This window comes from Kitasatospora sp. NPDC101447 (assembly GCF_044767225.1).
Classification (GTDB): domain Bacteria; phylum Actinomycetota; class Actinomycetes; order Streptomycetales; family Streptomycetaceae; genus Kitasatospora.
The window spans coordinates 108,041-127,361 of the sequence record NZ_JBIWNL010000003.1; the positions used below are offsets into that span (position 1 = coordinate 108,041).

General features: G+C 72.9%; 14 protein-coding genes. 4 read left to right on the plus strand and 10 right to left on the minus strand.

Features of this window, described 5'->3' with window-relative positions; genetic code table 11:
- The first annotated feature begins 218 nt into the window (after window positions 1-218).
- Window positions 219-881: an NADPH-dependent F420 reductase gene (locus ACIRST_RS05470; RefSeq protein ID WP_402800272.1), complete on the plus strand. Its 663-nt coding sequence runs from the start codon at window positions 219-221 to the stop codon at window positions 879-881.
- Window positions 882-1,004: 123 nt separating this feature from the next.
- Here the strand turns inward: ACIRST_RS05470 and ACIRST_RS05475 are convergent, their stop codons facing one another.
- The 8 genes from ACIRST_RS05475 to ACIRST_RS05510 form a co-directional block, all read right to left on the minus strand.
- On the minus strand, window positions 1,005-2,075 hold the full coding sequence (locus ACIRST_RS05475; protein WP_402800274.1) for a LacI family DNA-binding transcriptional regulator: 1,071 nt from the start codon (window positions 2,073-2,075) through the stop codon (window positions 1,005-1,007).
- 64 nt (window positions 2,076-2,139) lie between these two features.
- Window positions 2,140-3,861 carry a glycoside hydrolase family 36 protein gene (locus ACIRST_RS05480; protein ID WP_402800276.1) on the minus strand — a complete coding sequence of 574 codons (1,722 nt, stop codon included), beginning with the start codon at window positions 3,859-3,861 and terminating at the stop codon, window positions 2,140-2,142.
- Window positions 3,858-4,685: a carbohydrate ABC transporter permease gene (locus ACIRST_RS05485; protein ID WP_350521103.1), complete on the minus strand. Its 828-nt coding sequence runs from the start codon at window positions 4,683-4,685 to the stop codon at window positions 3,858-3,860. Before ACIRST_RS05485 ends, ACIRST_RS05480 begins: the two co-directional genes overlap by 4 nt.
- Complete coding sequence (locus ACIRST_RS05490; RefSeq protein WP_402800278.1) at window positions 4,682-5,605, minus strand: carbohydrate ABC transporter permease; 924 nt, start codon at window positions 5,603-5,605, stop codon at window positions 4,682-4,684. The genes ACIRST_RS05485 and ACIRST_RS05490 overlap by 4 nt, the downstream gene beginning before the upstream one ends.
- Window positions 5,602-6,945, minus strand: coding sequence for a sugar ABC transporter substrate-binding protein (locus tag ACIRST_RS05495; RefSeq protein WP_350521105.1), 1,344 nt, complete (start codon window positions 6,943-6,945; stop codon window positions 5,602-5,604). The genes ACIRST_RS05490 and ACIRST_RS05495 overlap by 4 nt, the downstream gene beginning before the upstream one ends.
- Window positions 6,946-7,231: 286 nt before the next feature.
- Window positions 7,232-8,698: an amino acid permease gene (locus tag ACIRST_RS05500; protein ID WP_350521106.1), complete on the minus strand. Its 1,467-nt coding sequence runs from the start codon at window positions 8,696-8,698 to the stop codon at window positions 7,232-7,234.
- Window positions 8,699-8,899: 201 nt separating this feature from the next.
- A complete protein-coding gene (gene lysA / locus ACIRST_RS05505; RefSeq protein WP_402800282.1) occupies window positions 8,900-10,306 on the minus strand; it encodes a diaminopimelate decarboxylase in 1,407 nt (468 codons plus the stop codon).
- 40 nt (window positions 10,307-10,346) lie between these two features.
- Window positions 10,347-10,526 (minus strand): hypothetical protein, encoded by a 180-nt coding sequence (locus tag ACIRST_RS05510; RefSeq protein WP_402800283.1) that lies wholly within the window; start codon window positions 10,524-10,526, stop codon window positions 10,347-10,349.
- A 400-nt stretch (window positions 10,527-10,926) separates the two neighbouring features.
- Here ACIRST_RS05510 and kdpB point away from each other — a divergent pair, with 400 nt between their 5' ends.
- The 3 genes from kdpB to ACIRST_RS05525 all read left to right on the plus strand — a co-directional run bounded on the left by kdpB (window position 10,927) and on the right by ACIRST_RS05525 (window position 14,808).
- Window positions 10,927-13,113, plus strand: a complete 2,187-nt coding sequence (gene kdpB, locus ACIRST_RS05515) for a potassium-transporting ATPase subunit KdpB (protein ID WP_402800285.1) — start codon at window positions 10,927-10,929, stop codon at window positions 13,111-13,113.
- A gap of 372 nt (window positions 13,114-13,485) precedes the next feature.
- A complete protein-coding gene (locus ACIRST_RS05520) occupies window positions 13,486-13,971 on the plus strand; it encodes a universal stress protein (protein ID WP_396547168.1) in 486 nt (161 codons plus the stop codon).
- Between the two features lie 372 nt (window positions 13,972-14,343).
- Window positions 14,344-14,808 carry a hypothetical protein gene (locus tag ACIRST_RS05525; protein WP_350521111.1) on the plus strand — a complete coding sequence of 155 codons (465 nt, stop codon included), beginning with the start codon at window positions 14,344-14,346 and terminating at the stop codon, window positions 14,806-14,808.
- On the opposite strand, the gene ACIRST_RS05530 is transcribed toward ACIRST_RS05525, so the two are convergent.
- Together ACIRST_RS05530 and ACIRST_RS05535 are read right to left on the minus strand one after the other, a co-directional pair.
- On the minus strand, window positions 14,796-15,419 hold the full coding sequence (locus ACIRST_RS05530; protein ID WP_350521112.1) for a hypothetical protein: 624 nt from the start codon (window positions 15,417-15,419) through the stop codon (window positions 14,796-14,798). The two genes, ACIRST_RS05525 and ACIRST_RS05530, sit on opposite strands and share 13 nt — an antisense overlap.
- A gap of 91 nt (window positions 15,420-15,510) precedes the next feature.
- Window positions 15,511-19,299 (minus strand): ATP-binding protein, encoded by a 3,789-nt coding sequence (locus ACIRST_RS05535; protein ID WP_402800287.1) that lies wholly within the window; start codon window positions 19,297-19,299, stop codon window positions 15,511-15,513.
- Window positions 19,300-19,321 lie beyond the last annotated feature (22 nt).

Genomic DNA, 19,321 nt, shown 5'->3' on the forward strand with positions numbered 1-19,321 from the left:
AGTGATTCTCACCCGGGCGCGCCCTCCCGTGCCTGGCCCTGACAGGACCAGGCACGCGGGGACCGCCGGGTCCGGCCTCCGGAAAACCACCCGGTTGCGGGGAATCGGAGCGGTCGGCACGTCGTTGGGCCAAGGCGACGAGCCAGTACGGAACTCGCGGACTTCGCGGAATCGCAGGACTCGCAGGAATCGCAGAACTCGCAGACGAGGGGCTTCCCATGAAGATCGGCATCATCGGCGCGGGCAACATCGGCGGCAACCTGACGCGGCGGCTGACCGCGCTCGGGCACGACGTCTCGGTGGCCAACTCGCGCGGCCCGGAGACGCTGAAGGCCCTGGTCGAGGAGACGGGCGCGACGGCGGTGCCGGTCGCCGAGGCGGCGCGGGGCGCGCAGCTGATGGTCGTGACCGTCCCGTTGAAGAACGTGCCGGACCTGCCCTCCGGGCTGTTCGACGAGGCCGCCGACGGCGTGGTCGTGATCGACACCGGCAACTACTACCCGAAGGAGCGCGACGGCCGGATCGACGCGATCGAGGACGGCGGGCTGACCGAGAGCCGGTGGACGGAGCAGCACCTCGGCCACCCGGTGGTGAAGGTGTTCAACGGCACCTACGCGCAGGACCTGCTGGAGCGGCCGCTCCCGGCGGGCGACCCGGACCGCCTCGCCGTACCGGTGTCGGGGGACGACGAGGCGGCCAAGCAGGTCGTCCGGGCGCTGGTCGACGAGCTGGGCTTCGACACGGTGGACGCGGGCGGCCTCGACGACTCCTGGCGCCAGCAGCCGGCCACCCCGGTGTACGGGCTGCGGGCCGGCGTCGACGCCGTGACCCGGGCGCTCGCGGAGGCGTCCCCGGAGCGCCCGGCGGCTCACCGGGCCTGAGCCGGGGGCGGGCGGACGGGCGCGGGCGGACGGCCTCGGGCGAACGGGCGCGGCTGAACGGCCTCGGGCGACGGCCTCGGGCTGACCGGCCCGGGCGTCAGACGGGCGCCGGTCGTCCCGTCGTCACGCGCTGCTCCCCCGCACCACCAGCTCGGTGGGCAGCTCCAGGCCCGCCGCCGGTACCGCCTCCCCCCGCACCCGGCCCAGCAGCCGGCCGACCAGCGCCGTGGCGATCGCGCGCAGCGGCAGCCGGACGGAGGTCAGGGCGGGGTGGAGGTGGCGGCAGAGCGGCGTGTCGTGGAAGCCGGTGACGGCCACCCCACCGGGCCCGACCGCCAGCCCCTCCGCCCGCACCGCCTCGTACACGTCCAGCGCCAGCAGGTCGCTGCCGGCCGCGACGGCGGTGGGCCGGTCGGGCCCGCTCAGCAACGCCCGGACGGCGGCGACCGCGGAAGGCGCCGCGGCCGCCTCCCGTCTCTCCCCCGCCGCCCCGGGAAACGCCGCCCCGGGGAGCGCCACCGCGGACAGGCCCAGCCGGCGGGCCTCGGCGAGGAAGCCCGCCCGGCGGGCCGCCATCCAGGGCAGCTGCTCGTCGACCCCGAGGTAGCCGATCCGGCGGTGGCCCAGCGCCGCGAGGTGCCGCACCACCTCTGCCGTCGCCGCGTCGTTGGCGATGTCCACCCAGTGCTGCGGCTCCCCCGGGCCGGTGCGGCCGAAGCTGACGAAGGGGACGCCGAGCCGTGCGACGTGCGCGATCCGGGGGTCCTGCGCCAGCACGTCCGCCAGGACCAGCCCGTCCACCTGACGGGCCGCCACCAGTTCGTCGATCGCGGCCACCGGGTCCCCGGCCGGCGGTGCGGGCCGGAACAGCAGCACCCGCTGCCCCTCGGCTCCGGCCGCGTCGACCAGGGCCTCCAGGAAGCCGGCCATCAGCGGGTTGGGGTCGAGCGGGTCGTCCACCGGGGCGAGGTAGCCGAGGGTGCGCCGGGCGCCGCTGCGCAGCGAACGCGCCGACTGGTCGGGCTGGTAGCCGAGTTCGCGGATCGCGGTGGTGACCCGGTCGAGGGTCTCCGGGCGGACCCGCTGCGGGGCGTTGAGCGCGTTGGAGACGGTCTGCCGGGAGACCCCGGCCGCGCGGGCGACCTCCTCGATCGTGGTGGCGCCGCGGCGCGGTCGCTGCGGTCCCTCGGGCATCCGGTCTCCTCCAGGCGTGGTCGGCTGCGGCTCCGGGCGTGGTCGGCTGTGGCTCCGGGCGTGGTCAGCTGCGGTGCAGGGTCAGCAGTCCGCCGCGCGGCACGGGGATCGGTTCCGCACGGTCCAGCTCGACCTCGCCCTGCCGGACGATACGCCCCCGGGCGTCCTGCACCGTCATCGTGGCCGTCCCGCTGCCGCCGGTGAGCCGGACGTCCGGGTCGGTGTCGGCGTTGGCCACCAGCAGGGTGTGCCAGCCGCCGGAGGCGTCCACCGGCAGTGCGGCGTAGCGGGCGACGGCGACGGTGTCGGCGCCGCGCGCGGTGACCATCGGGTAGCCGAGGTCGGGGCGGGCCGGGAGCAGTTCGCCGAGTTGCAGGGTCGCGGTGTGTGTGCGGAACACGCCGAGCCAGAAGGCGATCGCCTCGCGCTGCCCGTCGCTCTGCGCGGTGAGGTCGACGGAGATCTGCGGGACGGAGAACAGCACGTTGATCAGGTGGCAGGCGACCTGCTCCGGCGGTTCGGCCGGGTGCCACATCAGCATGTCGGCGTGGACGGGGACGGGCCCGGCGGCGAGCCGCACGTCGATGGTCCGCTGCCGGTTCTCCTGCGGGCTGAGCGGGCAGTCGGTGGCGCGGATCATGGTGACGTACGGCCACAGGCCCGGGCTGACGTACGGCTGGCGGTGCTCGATCATGGCGTCGGGGTTCGCGGCGGTGATCCGGCGGCGGATCCCGGCGAGCAGCCGGTCGACGCCCTCGTCCACGCTCACGCAGTCCGCCTCGGGGCCGGCCGGCGGGGCGCCGTCGGCGTCCCGGGCGAACCAGTCGACGAAGTCGACCTTGAGGCCGTCCATGCCCCACTCCTCGACCGCGCGGGCGAGCCGGTCGGTGAGGAAGGCGCGGACCTCGGGGTAGCGCGGGTCGGCGACGACCGCGCCCATGTGGGCGGCGTCGGCGAGCGCGTGGCGGCCGATCCGCTGGTACGCGGCGCTGTCCTTGCCGATGAACGGCAGGGCGTACCAGAGCAGGTAGCGCACGCCGAGGTCGTGGACGCGCCGTACGTGGGCGGCGGTGTCGGGCAGCGAGACGGGCTCCCAGTCGCCGCAGTGGGCGTAGCCGCGGGTGCGGTCGGCGGTCATCCAGCCGTCGTCCACGATGATCACGTCCAGGCCGAGTTCCTTGCCGAGCGCGGCCTGCGTCTCGACGCCTTCGGGCGAGACGTCCTGGTGCATCGAGTACCAGGTGGAGTAGGCGGGGCGGCGGGCGGCCTCGGGGATGTCGGCTTTGTGGTCGGCGCCCCACCAGGCGGCGAGTTCGGCCAGGCTGCGGGCGTAGTGCCGGCGCGAGGTGTCGATCCGGACGGTGAGCCGGTCGGTGGCCTGGGCCCAGAACCGGAACTCGCCGCTCTCCTCGACCACGCCGGCCCCGGCCAGCACGTCGGGGCGTCCGGCGGCGAAGGCGCACAGCGCGACGTCCCCGGTGCCGACGAGTGCGGCGATCGGCGCGCCGCGGGTCAGCCCGGTGCGCTGCGGGGCGCTCCAGGCGGCGGGCAGCCGGCCGGTGCCGTGCGGCTCGGGCGTCCACAGCGCATTGGCGTCCACGCAGGGCACCCGCCACTCGATCCGGACGTCGCCCTCGCCCTCGGCGCTCACCTCCAGCACCCCGTCGGCGATCTCCCGGGCCGTGGCCGCGCCGCTGACCCGCAGGTCCAGGCCCTGGGCGTGCAGCGGGCGCAGACCGCCGGCGGTGGGCGCGTGCGGCTCCCAGATGTCGGTCACGGTCGTCATCCCTTCGTGGCGCCGGCCAGCAGGCCGGAGATGAACTGCCGTTGGAGGACCAGGAAGAGGACCATCATCGGCAGGGTGGACAGCGCGGTGCCGGAGAGGATCGCGCCGTAGTCGGTGTTGGACTTGTTGCCCTGCAGGGTCGCCAGCGCGACGGGCAAGGTGTGCATCGCGGGACTGCGCAGGGCGATCAGCGGCCACACGAACTGGTTCCAGGACCCCAGGAAGAGGAAGATCGACAGGGCCGCGAGCACCGGCCGCATGACCGGCACGACCACGCTGAACAGCACCCGGAGTTCGCCCGCGCCGTCGACCCGGGCGGCGTCCAGGAGCTCGTCCGGCAGACTGCTCAGCGACTGCCGCATCAGGAACACGGCGAACGGCACGCACAGACCGGGCAGGATCAGCGCCTGGTAGGTGTCCAGCAGACCGAAGTCCATCATCATCTTGAACAGTGGTACCAGCATGACCTGTTCGGGCACGACGAGGGTGGACAGCAGCAGTGCGAAGAGCAGGGTCCGGCCGCGGAAACGGAACTTGGCGAAGGCGTACCCCGCCAGCAACGCCACGACGAGGGCGCCGATCGTCTGGACCCCCGCCACCAGCAGCGAGTTGCCGACCACGCGGAGCAGGCCGATCTTCTGCTGGAGGTGGCTGAGGTTCTCACCGAGGTGCCCGCCGGGCAGCAGCTTGGGCGGCCAGTCGAAGATCTCGGTGTCCTTGCGGGTGGAGGCGATCACCAGCCAGTAGAAGGGGCCGACGGACAGCCCGGTGATGCCGGCGAGCACGAAGGTCAGCGGCCAGCCGCGGAGTTTGCGGAGGTTCATCGGTCGCGCTCTCCCATCAGGCGCATCTGGACCGCGCCGAGCACCGACACGAGCAGGGTGAGCGCGTAGGCGATGGCGGACGCGTAGCCGAAGTCGAAGTACCTGAAGCCGTTCTGGTACAGGTACATGGAAACGGTGAGTGTCGCGTTGTCCGGGCCGCCGCCCGTCAGCACGTACGGTTCGTCGAAGAGCTGGAGCGTGCCGATGGTGGACAGCACGAGCGTGAAGAGCAGCACCGGGCGCAGGCCGGGCAGGGTGATCGCGGTGAAGCGGCGGATCGGTCCGGCGCCGTCGACCATCGCGGCCTCGTACAGTTCCCTGGGGATGGACTGCAGGCCGGCGAGGTAGATGACGGCGTTGTAGCCGGTGTAGTGCCAGGTGAGCACCAGGACGACGGCCATCCGGGCCCAGAACGGCTGGCCCAGCCAGTCGGCGGTGGGCAGTCCGACGGCGTCCAGCAACCAGTTGACCGCACCGTCGTCGGCCTTGAGCAGATAGGCGAAGATCACGCCGGTGGCCACCAGGCCGGTGACCGAGGGCATGAAGATGCCGAGCCGCCACACCGCGCGCCAGCGCACGAACGCGGAGTTGATGGCGACGGCCATCAGCACGGCCAGCGCGAGCATCAGCGGGACCTGCACGACGAGGATCTCGGCGGTGTTGCGCAGCGCCGTCCAGAACAACGGATCGGCCAGCAGGCGCCGGTAGTTGGCGAGACCGGCGCTGCGGGTGGCGGCGCCCGAGCCGGTGGTGAAGGACAGCAACAGCGAGTCGACGACCGGGTAGGCCTTGAACACGCCGAAGGTCAGGAGGGCGGGGGCGAGCAGCAGGTACGGCACTGCGGTGCGACGCCACCGGGCAGCGCGGTGGGCCCGCGCGGCGTCCTTGGCGAGGGTGACGGACGGGGCGGCGGCGGTCATGCGATCGTGCGTCCGGTCTGCTGGGCGAGCTGCTTCGCGGCGTCCTGGAGGACGGCGGCCGGGTCGGCGCCCTTGAGGAGGACCTTGGTCTGGGCGTCGCTGACGAGCTTGAGGGCGCGGGCGTAGTCGCCGGAGTAGTTGGTGGGGTCGCCGCCGTCGGTGGCGAGGTCGGCGAAGGTCCTGAGCACCGGCTGGCCTCCGTAGTAGGCGCTCGGCGCGGCGTACAGCGGGTCGGTGTAGGCCTCCGTGAGGGCCGGGAAGACACCGCCGGCGTTGAACATGGCGTTCACCGAGGCGGTGCGGGTGAGCGCGTACTCGACGAACTTCCAGGCGGCGCGGCGGCGCGGGCTGGAGGCGGAGACGGCCAGGTGGGTGGAGTTGACCAGGGCGGTGCGCTTCCCGCCGGGGGTCACTGCCGGGGGCTTGGTGAGGCGCCAGTTTCCGCTCTGGTCGGGGAACTTCTTCTCCAGGTAGTGCGCGACCCATGCGGGCATCGCGGCCACCGCGAGCTTGCCCGTCTTCATCACGGGCACCCAGCTCTGGACTCCGGGGGTGTCGGCGATCAGCCCGGCCTCCTCCAGTCGCTTGACGATGGTCAGGGCGCGGACGGCCGGCTCGGAGCCGACGGTGATCTTCCCCTGGAGGTCGAAGTAGAACGCTCCCTGGAGCTGCATCAGACCCTGGAGGAAGTCCAGGTCGGGGGTCGGGTTGGCGGCCTTGTTGAGGCCGATCACGGCGATGCCGGGGTTGGCGGCCTTGAACCGGTCGGCGACGGCGATCAGGTCGTCCCAGGTGGCGAGGGACTCGGGATCGATGCCCGCCTTGTCGAAGTAGTCCTTGCGGTAGAAGAAGCCGAGCGGATTGACCTCCCACGGCAGCGCGTAGACGTGGCCCTCCTTGCCGGTGACGACCGGCCACAGGCCCTTGGCGAACTTGTCCTTGTGCGCGTCGGCGCCGAACTCGGAGAGGTTGGCCAGGCCCCCGGGGAACTTCTCCAGGTAGCCCGGGAGGTAGTCGCAGCCGATGTGCAGGACGTCGCCGAGGCCCTGGCCGCCGGCCGCCATGCCGACGGTGATCTTGTCCCAGATGGCTGGTTCGCCGATGTCCTGGACGTCGACCTTGATCCCGGGGTTGTCCTTCTCGAAGGCCGGGACGATCCCGCGCAGGGCCTCGGCGGCGGTGGCCCAGGACCAGACGGTGATCGTGCCGCTGTCGGCGTCCCCGCCGGAGGCGCCGCCCGAGCCGGAGCCGCCACAGGCCGCGAGGGTGCCGCCGGCGGCGAGGGCCAGCAAGCCCGCTCCGGACGTGCGGAGCAGGTCGCGGCGAGAAAGGTGTGACATTGCATTCCTCTCGGTGGGGCGGCACTGGAAGGCAGGGGGAGGGAGGGGGTGATGGCGCGCTCGCCGGGTTCCGTGGGGCATCCGGAGCGTTTTGAACGTTCAAACACACAAAACAAACCAGAACCAAACGGGTTCCAACGAGCGGGACACAGCAAACGCCCGCCCTCCCCGCGCCGTCAAGAGGTGCGCACGGGAAGGACGGGCTCCGCAACCGTTCCGTTATCCGGAGCGCCGCCCCTCCCGACCGCCGGCGGCGGTCCTCGGCCGCAAGGGCGGCGACGCCGGGTCACTCCCGGAAGGCGTGCTCGTCACCCGGCTCGCTCTCCAGCGCCGCGCGGTCGAACCTCAGCATCCCCAGGAAGTACAGCCCGCCCACCACCAGCAGACCGGCCACGATCCCGACCGGGACCGCGGCGTCCGGCGGGGTCACCAGCACGAACAGCGCGAGGGCCGTCCACACCAGGGCGCTGACCGCGACCGGGACTTCGAAGCGCCCGAGGTCGAAGGCGCCGGTCCGCCGGCTCAGCCGCCCGCGCACGGCCAGGTAGAGGACGACCGTGGAGCCGTAGATGATCGCCGGGATGATCGTCGATGCCGTGATGAGCTTGATCAGGGCGTCGCCGGGCAACGCGACCATCAGCAGCACCCCGAGCGCGAGGATCAGGACCGTGGCCGGGATCGGCGTCCCGGTACGGGAGTCGACCCGCCGCATCACCCGGTGCGCGGGGAACCGGCCGTCACGCGCCATCGCGAAGACCAGCCGGGAGCAGGCGACCATGACCACGACCCCGGCACCGAAGAACGCGATCGTGATCGCGATCAGCAGGATCCGTTCCGCGGCCGGGCCCATGCGGTCCCGCAGGATCGCCGCCACCGGTGAGCCGACGCCGCTGATCCGGGTGATGTCCTTGATCGCGACGGTGAGCGCGATCAGGAAGAGCATGCCGAGGAGCCCGGCCGCCACGACCGAGCCCACGATGGCGCGCGGGACGCTCCGGTAGGGGTCCTTGGCCTCCTCGGCCAGGTTCGCCGCCGAGTCGAAGCCGACGAGCGTGGCGAGCCCCATGATCATGGCCAGCATCAGTCCGCCGCCGACGGCGAAGTAGTCGGGCGCGTTCGCGGTGACGCCGCGTGAGATCAGGTTGCCGGCCGAGCCGTCGCCCGTGACCAGCACCACGACCACCAGCGCGATCGCCACCACCACGACGAGCGCCACCTCCAGCCCGACCGCGACGGAGTTGATCAGGCTGACCAGGCGCGTGGAGGCGACCGCGATCACGGCCTGGATCAGCATCACCACCAGCGTGATCACGCGCGCCGTCGTCTCGTCCTGATCGATCCCGACGAGCGGCATGAACGCCTGGCTCGCCAGGGCGTTGTCGATCGCCACCACCGCGATCGCCAGGTACCAGAAGGTCAGCCAGCCGAACCACCAGCCGACCCGCGGCGTGGCCAGCCGGGAGGCCCACTGGTAGGACGAACCGCTGAGCGGGATGCGGGCGGCGAACTGCGCCACCACCAGCGCCACCAGCGTCTGCCCCACCGCGGCGATCACCCAGAGCCAGATCCCGACCGGCCCGGCGCTCTGCAGGACGTCGTCGTACGTGGCGAAGATACCGACCGCCACCGAGATGAACGCGAACGAGATCGCGAACACCTGGAAGGAGCCGAGGGTCCGCTTCAGCTCCTGGTGATACCCCCCGAGCTCGACGGCGTCCGCGCCGCCCTGACTGCCGCTCGACTCCTGCGCCACCTCGGCCACCTCGCCTTCCAGGCCCCCGGCCGCCGGGTGGCGGGGGGAGCGAACCGTGTTCTCCTGGAAGATCTATGCCAGTTCCGCGGTGATCGATGTGGCCGGTCATACGGACGGACGCAGCCGTTCGGGGCCGCCGGGGGAGGGCATTCGCGGGGAACGAGCGCGGAGGCCGTCAGCGGGGGCTGCCGACGAGAGCCGTCAGCGGCCGACCTCGCGCGCCCGGAAGTCCTCCACCGTCTCCCGCCGGATCAACAGCCGCGCCCGGCCGTCCCGCACCGCGGCGACCGCCGGGCGGCCGACCAGGTTGTAGCCGGAGGCCATCGACAGCTGGTACGCCCCGGCCGCCGGGACGGCCAGCAGGTCCCCCGGCCGCACGTCGGCGGGCAGCACCGCATCGCGCACCAGCACGTCCCCCGCCTCGCAGTGGCGCCCCACCACGTCCACCCGGGCCTCGCCCGCCTCCGAGCGGCGGCCCACCAGGCGCACGCTGTATGGCGATCCGTACAGCGCCGGGCGCGGGTTGTCGCTCATCCCGCCGTCCACCGCGACGAAGCACCGGCCGTCCGCGACGCGCTTCACCGACAGCACCCGGTACACCGCCACCGCGGCCGGGCCGGCCAGCGCACGACCCGGCTCCACCACCAGCCGGGGCACGTCCAGCCCGGCCTCCGCGCAGCGCACCGCCACCCGGTCGGTCACCCGCACCGCGAACTCGGCGAGGTCCAGCTCCGCGTCCCCCGGCAGGTACCTGATGCCGTGGCCGCCGCCGAGGTCCAGCTCGGGGAGCTCCACGCCGTGCCGGTCGCGGACCTCCGCCAGCAGGCCCACCAGCGCGTCGACCGCCCGCAGGTACGGCTCCACCTCGGTGATCTGCGACCCCAGGTGGCAGTGCAGACCGGCGAGTTCGAGCCCCGGCTGGTCGAGCACCCGGGCCACCGCGTCGGCCGCGTCGCCGCCCTCGATCGGGAAGCCGAACTTCTGCCCGCCGACACCCGTCCGCACCGCCGCATGGTGCCCGGCCGCGATCCCCGGGACGACCCGGACCAGCACCTTCTGCGGGGTGTCGGCCGCCACCAGCGCGGCGAGCCGGGCGATCTCGGCCGGCCCGTCGATGACGATCCGCCCCACCCGCAGCCGCCGGGCCGACCGGAGCTCCTCCGGCGACTTCGCGTTGCCGTGCAGCAGGATCCGCTGCGGCGGGAAGCCCGCCGAGACCGCCAGCCACAGCTCGCCGGACGAGCAGACGTCCAGGCCCAGGCCCTCGTCGGCCACCCAGTCGGCCATCGCGCTGCACAGGAAGGCCTTGGCCGCGTACAGCACCTCGGCGTGCGGCAGCGCCCGCCGGTACGCCCGCGCCCTGGCCCGCACCTCGCCCTCGTCCAGCACGTACAGCGGGGTGCCGAACCGCTCGGCGGCCTCGGCCAGCCCGACCCCGCCGACCAGCACGTCGGCTCCCCGGCCGGGCCGTGCCGAGGCCGGCCACGGGCCGCCGAGCCGGTCGGCGGCGGGACCGTCGGTGACGGGGCCGTCGGTGACAGGCGCGTCGGTGACGGGAGAACCGGCTACGGGAGAACCGGCGGCAGGGCGAGCGATGAGCTGGGTCATGAGGGTGCTCCTGGGGGGGGTGGGTCGGGGTGGCGGCCGGTCAGTCCTCGTAGTGCATCGCGAAGCGGCAGTGCGCCGGGCGGGTGCGGATGCGGTCGCGCTCGTCCGCCGGGGCCGGATCCGGCGGCTCGGGCCGGTCCCGGCGCCCTGCGGCGGGCACCGGGCGGGCGGTGCGCTCCAGCGGCCGGTCGACGTCGACGAGGAGGGTGGCGGTGGTCATGGCGGGTCCTCTCGGTGGTGGGTCGTGCGGTGCGCCCCGCGGTGGCGGGTCGTGCGGCCAGTCCCGCGGTGGCGGGTCGTGCGGCCAGTCCCGCGGTGGTGGGTGTGAAGTCCACCCCGGTGGCGGGCCGCACCTCCGTTCACCTCCAGTGGAGACCCTCCGCACACCGACCGCAGCCGTCCTTGACGGATGGCCTACGCCGCCGCCGCCGACCTTGACGTTCCCCTGACAGGGCCGCAGCCCCGGTGTCAGGGAGCCGTCAAGGACGGCGTCCCCGCCGCCAAGCCTGCGTCAAGAGCGGCATGGCGCGCGGACCGGCGGTGGTGGGCTGTCCGCCGTCCCCGCCGATCCCCGAACCGCCGCCCACCCGACCGGGCGGCCCGGAAGGTCCCCCGAGACGATGCGCCGTTCGGCCCTCACCACCCCGGACACCACCACCGACCAGCAGAACCGGTCCCGCCGCCGGGAGCGTGCACCCGGGCAAGCTCCGCAGCACCCGAGCCACCGGCCGCCCGACGCCCGGAGCGGGCGCCGCCGGCTCATCACCCGGCAGCAGCTCGCCGAGGCGCTGCCCGCAGCCGTCCGCAAGCTGCACCCGCGCGTCATGGCGCGCAACCCGGTGATGCTGGTGGTCGAGACCGGCTCGGCACTCACCACCATCAGCGCCGTCGTCCATCCCGGCGTCTTCGCCTGGGTGATCTCGTTCTGGCTCTGGCTGACCGTGCTGTTCGCCAACCTCGCCGAGGCCGTCGCCGAGAGCCGCGGCAAGGCGCAGGCGGACTCGCTGCGCCGCGCCCAGGCCGGCACCACCGCCCGACGGCTGCTGCACTGGCGGGTCGGCACCCGCGACCTGCGCCACGAGGTCATCCCCGCCGAGCAGTTGATGCTGCACGACATCGTCCTCGTGCCGGCCGGTGAGGTGATCCCGCAGGACGGCGAGGTGGTCGAGGGCGTCGCCACCGTCGACGAATCCGCCATCACCGGGGAGTCGGCACCCGTCGTCCGCGAGTCAGGCGGCGACCGCACCGGCGTCACCGGCGGCACCACGGTGCTCTCCGACCACCTGGTCGTCCGGGTCACCTCCCGGCCCGGGCAGAGCTTCGTCGACCGCATGATCGCCCTGGTCGAGGGCGCCGACCGGCAGAAGACCCCGAACGAGATCGCGCTCAACATCCTGCTCGCCTCCCTCACCATCGTCTTCCTGCTCTCCGTCGTCTCCCTCCAGCCGATGGCCATCTACGCGAATGCGCCGCAGACCACCATCGTGCTGGTCGCACTGATGGTCGCGCTCATCCCGACCACGATCGGCGCGCTGCTCTCCGCGATCGGCATCGCCGGCATGGACCGGCTCGTCCAGCGCAACGTGGTCGCCCTCTCCGGCCGCGCGGTGGAGGCCGCCGGGGACGTCGACGTCCTGCTGCTCGACAAGACCGGCACCATCACCCACGGCAACCGCCGGGCCGTCGCCCTGCACCCCCTGCCCGGCGCCACCACCGAACAGCTCGCCGAGGCGGCCCAGTTGGCCTCGGTCGCGGACGGGACGCCGGAGGGGCGCTCATTGGTCGAACTGACGAACCGTCAGTACTGGGTGCCGCGCCGCTCCCCCGGCGAACTCGGCGAGCAGCAGCCCGTCCCGTTCACCGCGCACAGCCGGATGAGCGGCGTCGACCTGCGCTGGCCCGACGGCACCACCTGCCTGATCCGCAAGGGCGCCGCGAGCGCCGTCGCCCGCTGGGTCGTCGACTCCGGCGGACGACTGCCGATCGAGGCCAAGCCGCTGGTCGACCGGATCGCCGAGGCAGGCGGCACCCCGCTGCTGGTCGCCGTCCACGACCGGCACGGCGCCCGCGCACTCGGCGTGGTCGAGCTCAAGGACGTGGTGAAGGAGGGCATCGCCGAACGCTTCGCCGAACTGCGCCGGATGGGCATCCGCACGGTCATGGTCACTGGCGACAACCCGCTGACCGCCAGGGCGATCGCGGAGGAGGCCGGCGTGGACGACTTCCTCGCCGAGGCCACCCCCGAGGACAAGCTCGCCCACCTGCGACGCGAACAGGCCGCCGGGAACATGGTCGCGATGACCGGCGACGGCACCAACGACGCCCCGGCCCTCGCCCAGGCCGACGTCGGCGTCGCCATGAACTCCGGCACCCCGGCCGCCAAGGAGGCCGGCAACATGGTCGACCTCGACTCCAACCCGGCCAAGCTGATCGACATCATCCGGGTCGGCAAACAACTCCTCATCACCCGAGGCGCGTTGACGACCTTCTCGATCACCAACGACGTGGCCAAGTTCTTCGCGATCATCCCCGCGATGTTCGCGAACGCCTACCCCGGGCTGCACCACCTCAACATCATGGGCCTGCACAGCCCCACCTCGGCGATCGCCTCCGCGATCATCTTCAACGCGCTGATCATCGTCGCGCTGATCCCGCTCGCCCTGCGCGGCGTCCGCTACCAGCCCGCCTCCGCGACCGACCTGCTCCGGCGCAACCTTCGCGTGTACGGGCTGGGCGGGCTGGTGCTGCCGTTCCTCGGCATCAAGGCGATCGACCTGGTGATCCAGTTCGTGCCCGGTCTCGGCTGAGCACCACCGGCGGGCGCAGCCGCCGGCGGGCGCAGCCGTCAGCAGGCGCCCGTCAGCGGGCCGTCAAGATGCGTGCGACCGGCGTCATGGTGGTGTCAGCGCCGGTGCGGACGGGCCGGTTCCGGGGTTCACTGGAGGCATCCGCAGCGAGGAGAACCGAACCGGCGAACCCCACGGGACCCACCCTCCGGACTCCCCCTCCGGACCAGCCCACGGAACGGACCACGGGACGGACCACGGAACGGACCACGGGACGGACCACGGGGCCCGCACACCGGACCCACCCACCGGACGGACGGGACGGGACCGACCACCGGACAAACCACCGGACAGACCACCGGAGCGAATCCGGAGAGACGGAGGCGAACGGCCATGACCGGGACCACCCGAGTGATCGTCGGCCTGAGCGGATCCCTGAGCAGTCTGGCCGCCCTCTACCACGCCGTCGGAGAGGCGGCCCGGCACGGGGCGGTGCTGGTGCCCGTCGCCGCGTGGACGGCCGGCGAGCGGGACGCGCTGCGCCCGCGGTCCGAACTGGAGCACGCCGCCCGCCGCCGGCTCGACGTCGCCTTCGAACAGGCCTACGGCGGCTACCCGTCCGGCCTGGTCATCCGCCCGCTGGTGGTCGACGCCGACCCCGGGCGCGCCCTGGTCGGCGCCGTCACCGGCCCCGACGACCTGCTCGTCCTCGGCGCCGCCACCCGCCGCCGCTTCGACCGCCTGCGCCACGGCTCGGTCGCCCGCCACTGCCGCCACCGGGCCGGCTGCCGGGTCGTCGAGGTCTCGCCGTCCGCGCTGCTCACCCGCCTGGAACTCCCCGCCCGCACCGGCGCACCGCTGCCACTCCTGGCCCGCTGAGGCCCCGGCCCCCGGCCCCACGCCGCGCCCCCACGCCCCGCGTGGGGGCGCAGTGCTCGTGTGCGGGGCGCAGCCATCGTGTGCGGGGCCGCCACGGCTCGACGTTCTGTCGCACGGCCGGATGCCACAGGCTCGACAACAGCGTCAAACTTGACATGCTCAGGCTATGCTTGGGCGAAGCCGCTTCTGGGCCGGAGCGCCATCAACCGACAGTGCCTGAACCCTTCTTGACGTCACGTCAACTCCACGCGCCCACGCTTCACCACCAGGCTCCTCACGGCGTGCCCCGGACCGCCCACCGCCGTTGTACGGGAGGTGAATCGCCGCGCCCGCCCGAAGGCCCCGGCCACCCCGCCGAGGAAGAGGTTCCGCATGTCGACGTCCCGGCTCCGTCCGCGCCCCGGCGAAGCCGCAGCGCTGCTCACCGTGCTCGGCCTGCTCGTCCTGGAGGAGATCGCCCTGGGCATGGCCGAGGAGGACGAGCGCCCCGTCATCGGCGGCATCCTGATCGGCGCCTCCGGCACCGGCCTCCTCGTGGTCGGCGCCGTACTCCTCACCCGGTGGCTCGACGCCCGCCGCCCGCTCCCCCTGCCGCCGGCCGGCCCCGACGGTCCCGAGTACAGCGCCCGCGCCCTCGAAGGCTTCCCCATGGAAGCCGTCCGCCCCCTGCTGCTCGCCGAGAACGCCCCCCGGCTCGACCGCCTCTACTCCGCCTGGATGCTCGCCCGCTCCGGCCGCCCGGCCCCCTGGATCGCCCGCCGGCTCGACATCCCGCTCGACGCCGCCCACCTCCTGGTCGACGCCGCCCGCTCAGCGGAACTCGATCAACGCCCCTGATCCGGCGCCCCGTTCGCCTGCACCACCAGGTACGGCACCAGCCCGCGCTCCACCAGCGCCGCCCGCCAGGCCTCCCGCGCCCGCAGCAACTCCCCCGCGCCGTCCGGCTCCTCGCCCGCCGCCTCCGCCGACCGGGCCGCCGCACCCAGCAGCCCCAGCCCGCCGACCAGCAGACTCACCGCCGCCACCCCGGCCGCGACCCACCCTGCCTCCACCAGCGCGTGCGCCAGGACGTCCAGGTCCTCGACCAGGCCCAGCGCGAAGCCCAGCAGCAGGAAGATCACCGCCGCCGCCCCGGCGATGACCGGCACCACCACCCCCAGCACCCCCCACCACCCCGACGCCCGCTCCCGCTCCGGCTCGTCCGCAGGCAGCCGCACCACCGCGTCCGCACTCGCCCGCAGGGCCGCGTACCGCTCGTACTCCGGCGCCGCCGCGGCCAGCACGAACTCCGCGTCCTCCCGCGCCGCCCGCCGCAACGACTCCACCCCGCGCGCGTCACCCTCGACACCCCGCAATGCCTCCCGCACCTGCGGCGCGGCGAGCGCCCGCCCGAGCGCCGTCTCGAAGTCCGCCCGATCCTGCTGCGGCAGCCGAAGCGGCTTGTGCATGTCGCGTCCCCGTTCACCGGTCGTGAGGTTCTACAGAACTGTAGAACAAGGGGGCGCATCGTAGCAGTCCCGCTCGCCGGCGGATTCACACCTACGAGGGGTCCGCCATCGGCACCCGCGCCAGGGCCGCGCGGATCGTCTCGGCGACATCGGGGACGGGAACGCCCCACTCACGGAGCCACACGGCGATCTGCGCGATCGACCTACCGGTGCGCTGCGAGACCTCCAGGAGTGTCGCCAACGAGAGCCCCCTGCCGACATAGATCGGCTCCCGGCCGATGTCACCGAGAATCTGGAGCGCCTCACGATGCGTCAGACCGGAGGGTAGGCCATCGCACGACACGTCGATCCCCCGAGACCTCAAGTGCCCGGCCAACTCCTCCGGGCGTCTGTGGAGCTGATGCGCCGCCGTGATCAGCCGGGCGAACGGCACGGTGTCACCGATGGCCAGGTCTTCCCAGTCCACGGCGCCGTCGACCTGAAAGAGCTCCCGATCGAGTCGAGTGGCCGGGCCCGGAAGGCACATCGGAGATCCGTACGCCCGGTACCAGTCGACCACCTCCTCCAAGGTGGTGTCTCCGAGGTCCAGAAATCCGAAGGCGTGTCTGAAGGGAACCTCTGCGGGATCCCCCCACCGGGCCCCTCGGCGCTCGAACAGGTCCAGGTCCTCCACCGATGCGTCCTGCGGCATCGTCGGCGTTCGGAACCCGAGATCCGTGAAGAAATCGAGCACCTGGCCGATGCCGACCTCCCTCGCTTCCGCAACACGCAACACGTGCGCAGCGGGGACGACTTCCGCGCGGAGGAGCCACGGCCATGAACCGTCAAGACACGAGCTGAGCGGCACGAGCAGGTCATCCGACGGATGAGCGGGGAGTCCCGTCGGGTCGGCCTTCAGTCCGTACCCCGCCATGGCGCGCGCCACCTCGGGCACGGGAACGCCAAGCGTGACGCTCGCCTTGACCAGATGGCCCGGGGCGACGACGTCACCCGGCTCCGGCCAGTCACGGAACCGCCCGTGCTCTTCCCGCGCCCGCAGGAACACCGGGTCGGACTCCACCGCGAGCGCCAGATCACGCACAGCCCGAGAGACATCCGCACCGTCCCGCAACCACTCCTCGGCCACCTCGGTGACCGAGACGTCCCGATAGCCGGCTTCCACCACCAATCCGGTCACGGTGACCCGCCGACCACCACCCGGAGCACCACCGGGCACCATGCCGACGCTGATGGCCCACTCCTCGGCGGAATCCAGATCGGCACCGAGCCTGGCGGCGATCATGGCGATCACCTCTCTGCCAGGACTCCTCCAGTACCTCGTCCCCGTGAACCTCACACCATGGCGGGTCGTCATGGAGACTTGATCGGACGGCATCGCCACACGCACGTCCCCGACGGCCAGGAGTTCCGGACACACGTCCGCCAGCGCCTCCAACTGCTGCTGCCGACGGTGTGCCAGGAGTCGCCACAGGACGACCGAGTCCCCCGGCCTGCCGGCAACTTGCGGCTTCCTGCCGCTCGCGCCGGGCGCCGCGATCCCCACGACGTCCAGCACATCGATGTCCACGGGGAAGCACCCCGTCCGTCGGGTCTCGAACTCGATGCCGCAGTAGTCGAAGACTCGGCCCTGCCGGACACACTCCGCGGCCACGACGTCGGCGAGCTCCGCGTCCCCATCCATCACGTCCGTGAGCCATTCCATGCTCAGCAGAGGTGCGCCGGTGCCGACCAGTTCGACGACTGCCTGCTTGAGGAGTCCACCGATGCGGTCGGACACGTCATCGATCACCTGGCGACGGTCAACCGACAACCTGCTCGGCGCCCACGGGCCCGAGAGGTTCACGACGACTCCCACGGGTCCCCTGCCGGGTGCCATGAGCCTCCGCGATGCCGACGGCTGGACGAACAGGCCGTCCACCAGGAGTGCCCCGCCGTACTCGCACCACGTCACGTGCACTCCGCTGGGTGCCTCCGTCCACGGAACCAATGCACCCCACGCGCCGATGCCGAACTCCTCGGCCGTCGGTGACGACCTGCTCCTGAACGTTCCCGGCTCCCACTCGACTCTCCGCTCCTCGTGAACGGCCGTCGTGGTGAACTCCGCGATGCCCAGCAGGCGTTCGAGCGCTTCGAGAGCCGACCAGGACGCCGCCAGGTCGATGTCGTCCCGGAGGAACAGCCGGACGGTGGTGCCGGGCTTCCGGCAGGTGTCCTCTCGCTCGACGATCCGGAAGAGGTGGCCGGGGCCGTGGATGGAGACCTCCAGGAGGGGGCCCCGTCGGCCGGTGGCGTCCATGCGGCAGGTGGTCACCCGGATCTCGTCGGCGAGCATGAAGTAGCTCAGTACGCCGATGCCGAAGCGGCTGTTGGGGTACAGCTCCACCGGTGGGTCGGCCTTTCGCCACTCGGCGCGTTCGAGTGTGAAGTCCAGTTGCTCCGCGAAGCGGGCGCCGGCGTTGGAGAAGACTCCCCTCAACTCCGCCTCGCCCATGCCGACGCCGTTGTCCTGGCATTCCAGGTACGCGCGGCCCTCCTCGTCGACGCCCTGGCGGAACTCGATGCGGCCGTCGTAGCTGAAGCTGGCGCCCAGGGTGTTGGTGCGGTCGAGGTATTCGGTGCGCGCGCGGCGGTAGCGGCAGGCGTCGAGGGCGTTCTGGTAGAGCTCGCGGACGGCGAGGTCACGGTCGCGGTAGAGCTCGACGCCCATCAGCAGGCTGCGCACCCGCCGTTCGTCCAGCCGGAACCTCGCCCAGCCGGTGAAGGCGCCGCCGGCGGGGGCGGCTTCGTCGGAGGTGAGGCGGGTGGGCAGCGGGTGGTCCACCAGCACGCGGCGGACGGCGTGGAGGAGTTCGTCGGCCCTGGCCGTGTACTCGCGCAGGCCTTCGACAACCGCTTCGTGGTGGCATGCGGCGCGGAGCACGGGCAGGTCGTAGGACCCGCCCCACACCGCCTCGTCCAGGGTCCTGCGCAGGGCGGGGAGGTCGACCTCGTGAGGGATGCCGAGGTGTTCGGCGACGATGTCGGGCAGAGCGGTGGTCTCGATGGCGGTGCCGTAGGCGAGGGCCAGCAGCAGGGCCAGCCGCGGCTCACGGACGTGCTGTTCGCCGGGGGCCCGCAGGTGGTCGTCGGCGCTGAGGCCGGCGAGGTAGTCGCGGTTGGTGACGTCGGGGCCTCGGCGGAGGCCGTGCAGGAGGGCGCAGACCCGCTTGGGCGAGAAGGTCTCGCCGAGTTCGGCGAGCTCCGGCAGCGCGTCGAGGAGTTCGCGGACGCCGTCGGGGTCGGCGAGGTCCTCGTGCTGGTCGAGCCAGCGGTGGTAGAGCCACCAGCCGAGCGGCGCGGCCGAGTCGGGCCGGGTGCGGGCGCGGTGGGTGAGCAGGTCGTGGGACTCGATGAACTGCTCGTACGCCGCCCGGTCGCCGTCGGGCCCGCCCGACGCCTGCAGGTCGGTCGGCCGCACGGTTGCCCGGGCGGCGGCGAGACGCAGGGAGCGGACCCGGTAGAGGAACGGGAGTACGGCCAGCAGCGCCGCCTCGGCCGGGTAGAGGTCGAGCGGCTCGTCGCCGAGCAGCCAGCCGACGCGTGCGGCGAAGCGGAGCGCGATCCCCGGCTCCTGCCAGGGGTCGTCCGTGAGGTGGGCCTCGTCGCGGAGGCGGGCGAGTCGGCGGACGGCTGCGAGCGCCGCCCGCCGGTACGGTTCGGCGTCGCGGTCGGCCCGGACGTGGTGCCAGGCCCGGGAGTCGGCGGCGGTGTGCACCCAGGGGTCGTCCCCGTCGGCGACGGCCGGGGGACGCCGTCCGTCCAGGTAGACGTTTCCGATGTACCCGGCTTGGACGGCGTCCCCGTGCACGGTGCCGTTCATCGTGTTCGAGCTGTCGACCACCGCTCGTGCCCCTCCCCGTGTG

Bases quoted from the DNA above. Each gene is read 5' to 3' on its own strand.
- ACIRST_RS05470 (WP_402800272.1), top strand. From the start codon at position 219: ATGAAGATCGGCATCATCGGCGCGGGCAACATCGGCGGCAACCTGACG.
- ACIRST_RS05475 (WP_402800274.1), bottom strand. From the start codon at position 2,075: ATGCCCGAGGGACCGCAGCGACCGCGCCGCGGCGCCACCACGATCGAG.
- ACIRST_RS05480 (WP_402800276.1), bottom strand. From the start codon at position 3,861: ATGACGACCGTGACCGACATCTGGGAGCCGCACGCGCCCACCGCCGGC.
- ACIRST_RS05485 (WP_350521103.1), bottom strand. From the start codon at position 4,685: ATGAACCTCCGCAAACTCCGCGGCTGGCCGCTGACCTTCGTGCTCGCC.
- ACIRST_RS05490 (WP_402800278.1), bottom strand. From the start codon at position 5,605: ATGACCGCCGCCGCCCCGTCCGTCACCCTCGCCAAGGACGCCGCGCGG.
- ACIRST_RS05495 (WP_350521105.1), bottom strand. From the start codon at position 6,945: ATGTCACACCTTTCTCGCCGCGACCTGCTCCGCACGTCCGGAGCGGGC.
- lysA (WP_402800282.1), bottom strand. From the start codon at position 10,306: ATGACCCAGCTCATCGCTCGCCCTGCCGCCGGTTCTCCCGTAGCCGGT.
- ACIRST_RS05510 (WP_402800283.1), bottom strand. From the start codon at position 10,526: ATGACCACCGCCACCCTCCTCGTCGACGTCGACCGGCCGCTGGAGCGC.
- kdpB (WP_402800285.1), top strand. From the start codon at position 10,927: ATGCGCCGTTCGGCCCTCACCACCCCGGACACCACCACCGACCAGCAG.
- ACIRST_RS05520 (WP_396547168.1), top strand. From the start codon at position 13,486: ATGACCGGGACCACCCGAGTGATCGTCGGCCTGAGCGGATCCCTGAGC.
- ACIRST_RS05525 (WP_350521111.1), top strand. From the start codon at position 14,344: ATGTCGACGTCCCGGCTCCGTCCGCGCCCCGGCGAAGCCGCAGCGCTG.
- ACIRST_RS05530 (WP_350521112.1), bottom strand. From the start codon at position 15,419: ATGCACAAGCCGCTTCGGCTGCCGCAGCAGGATCGGGCGGACTTCGAG.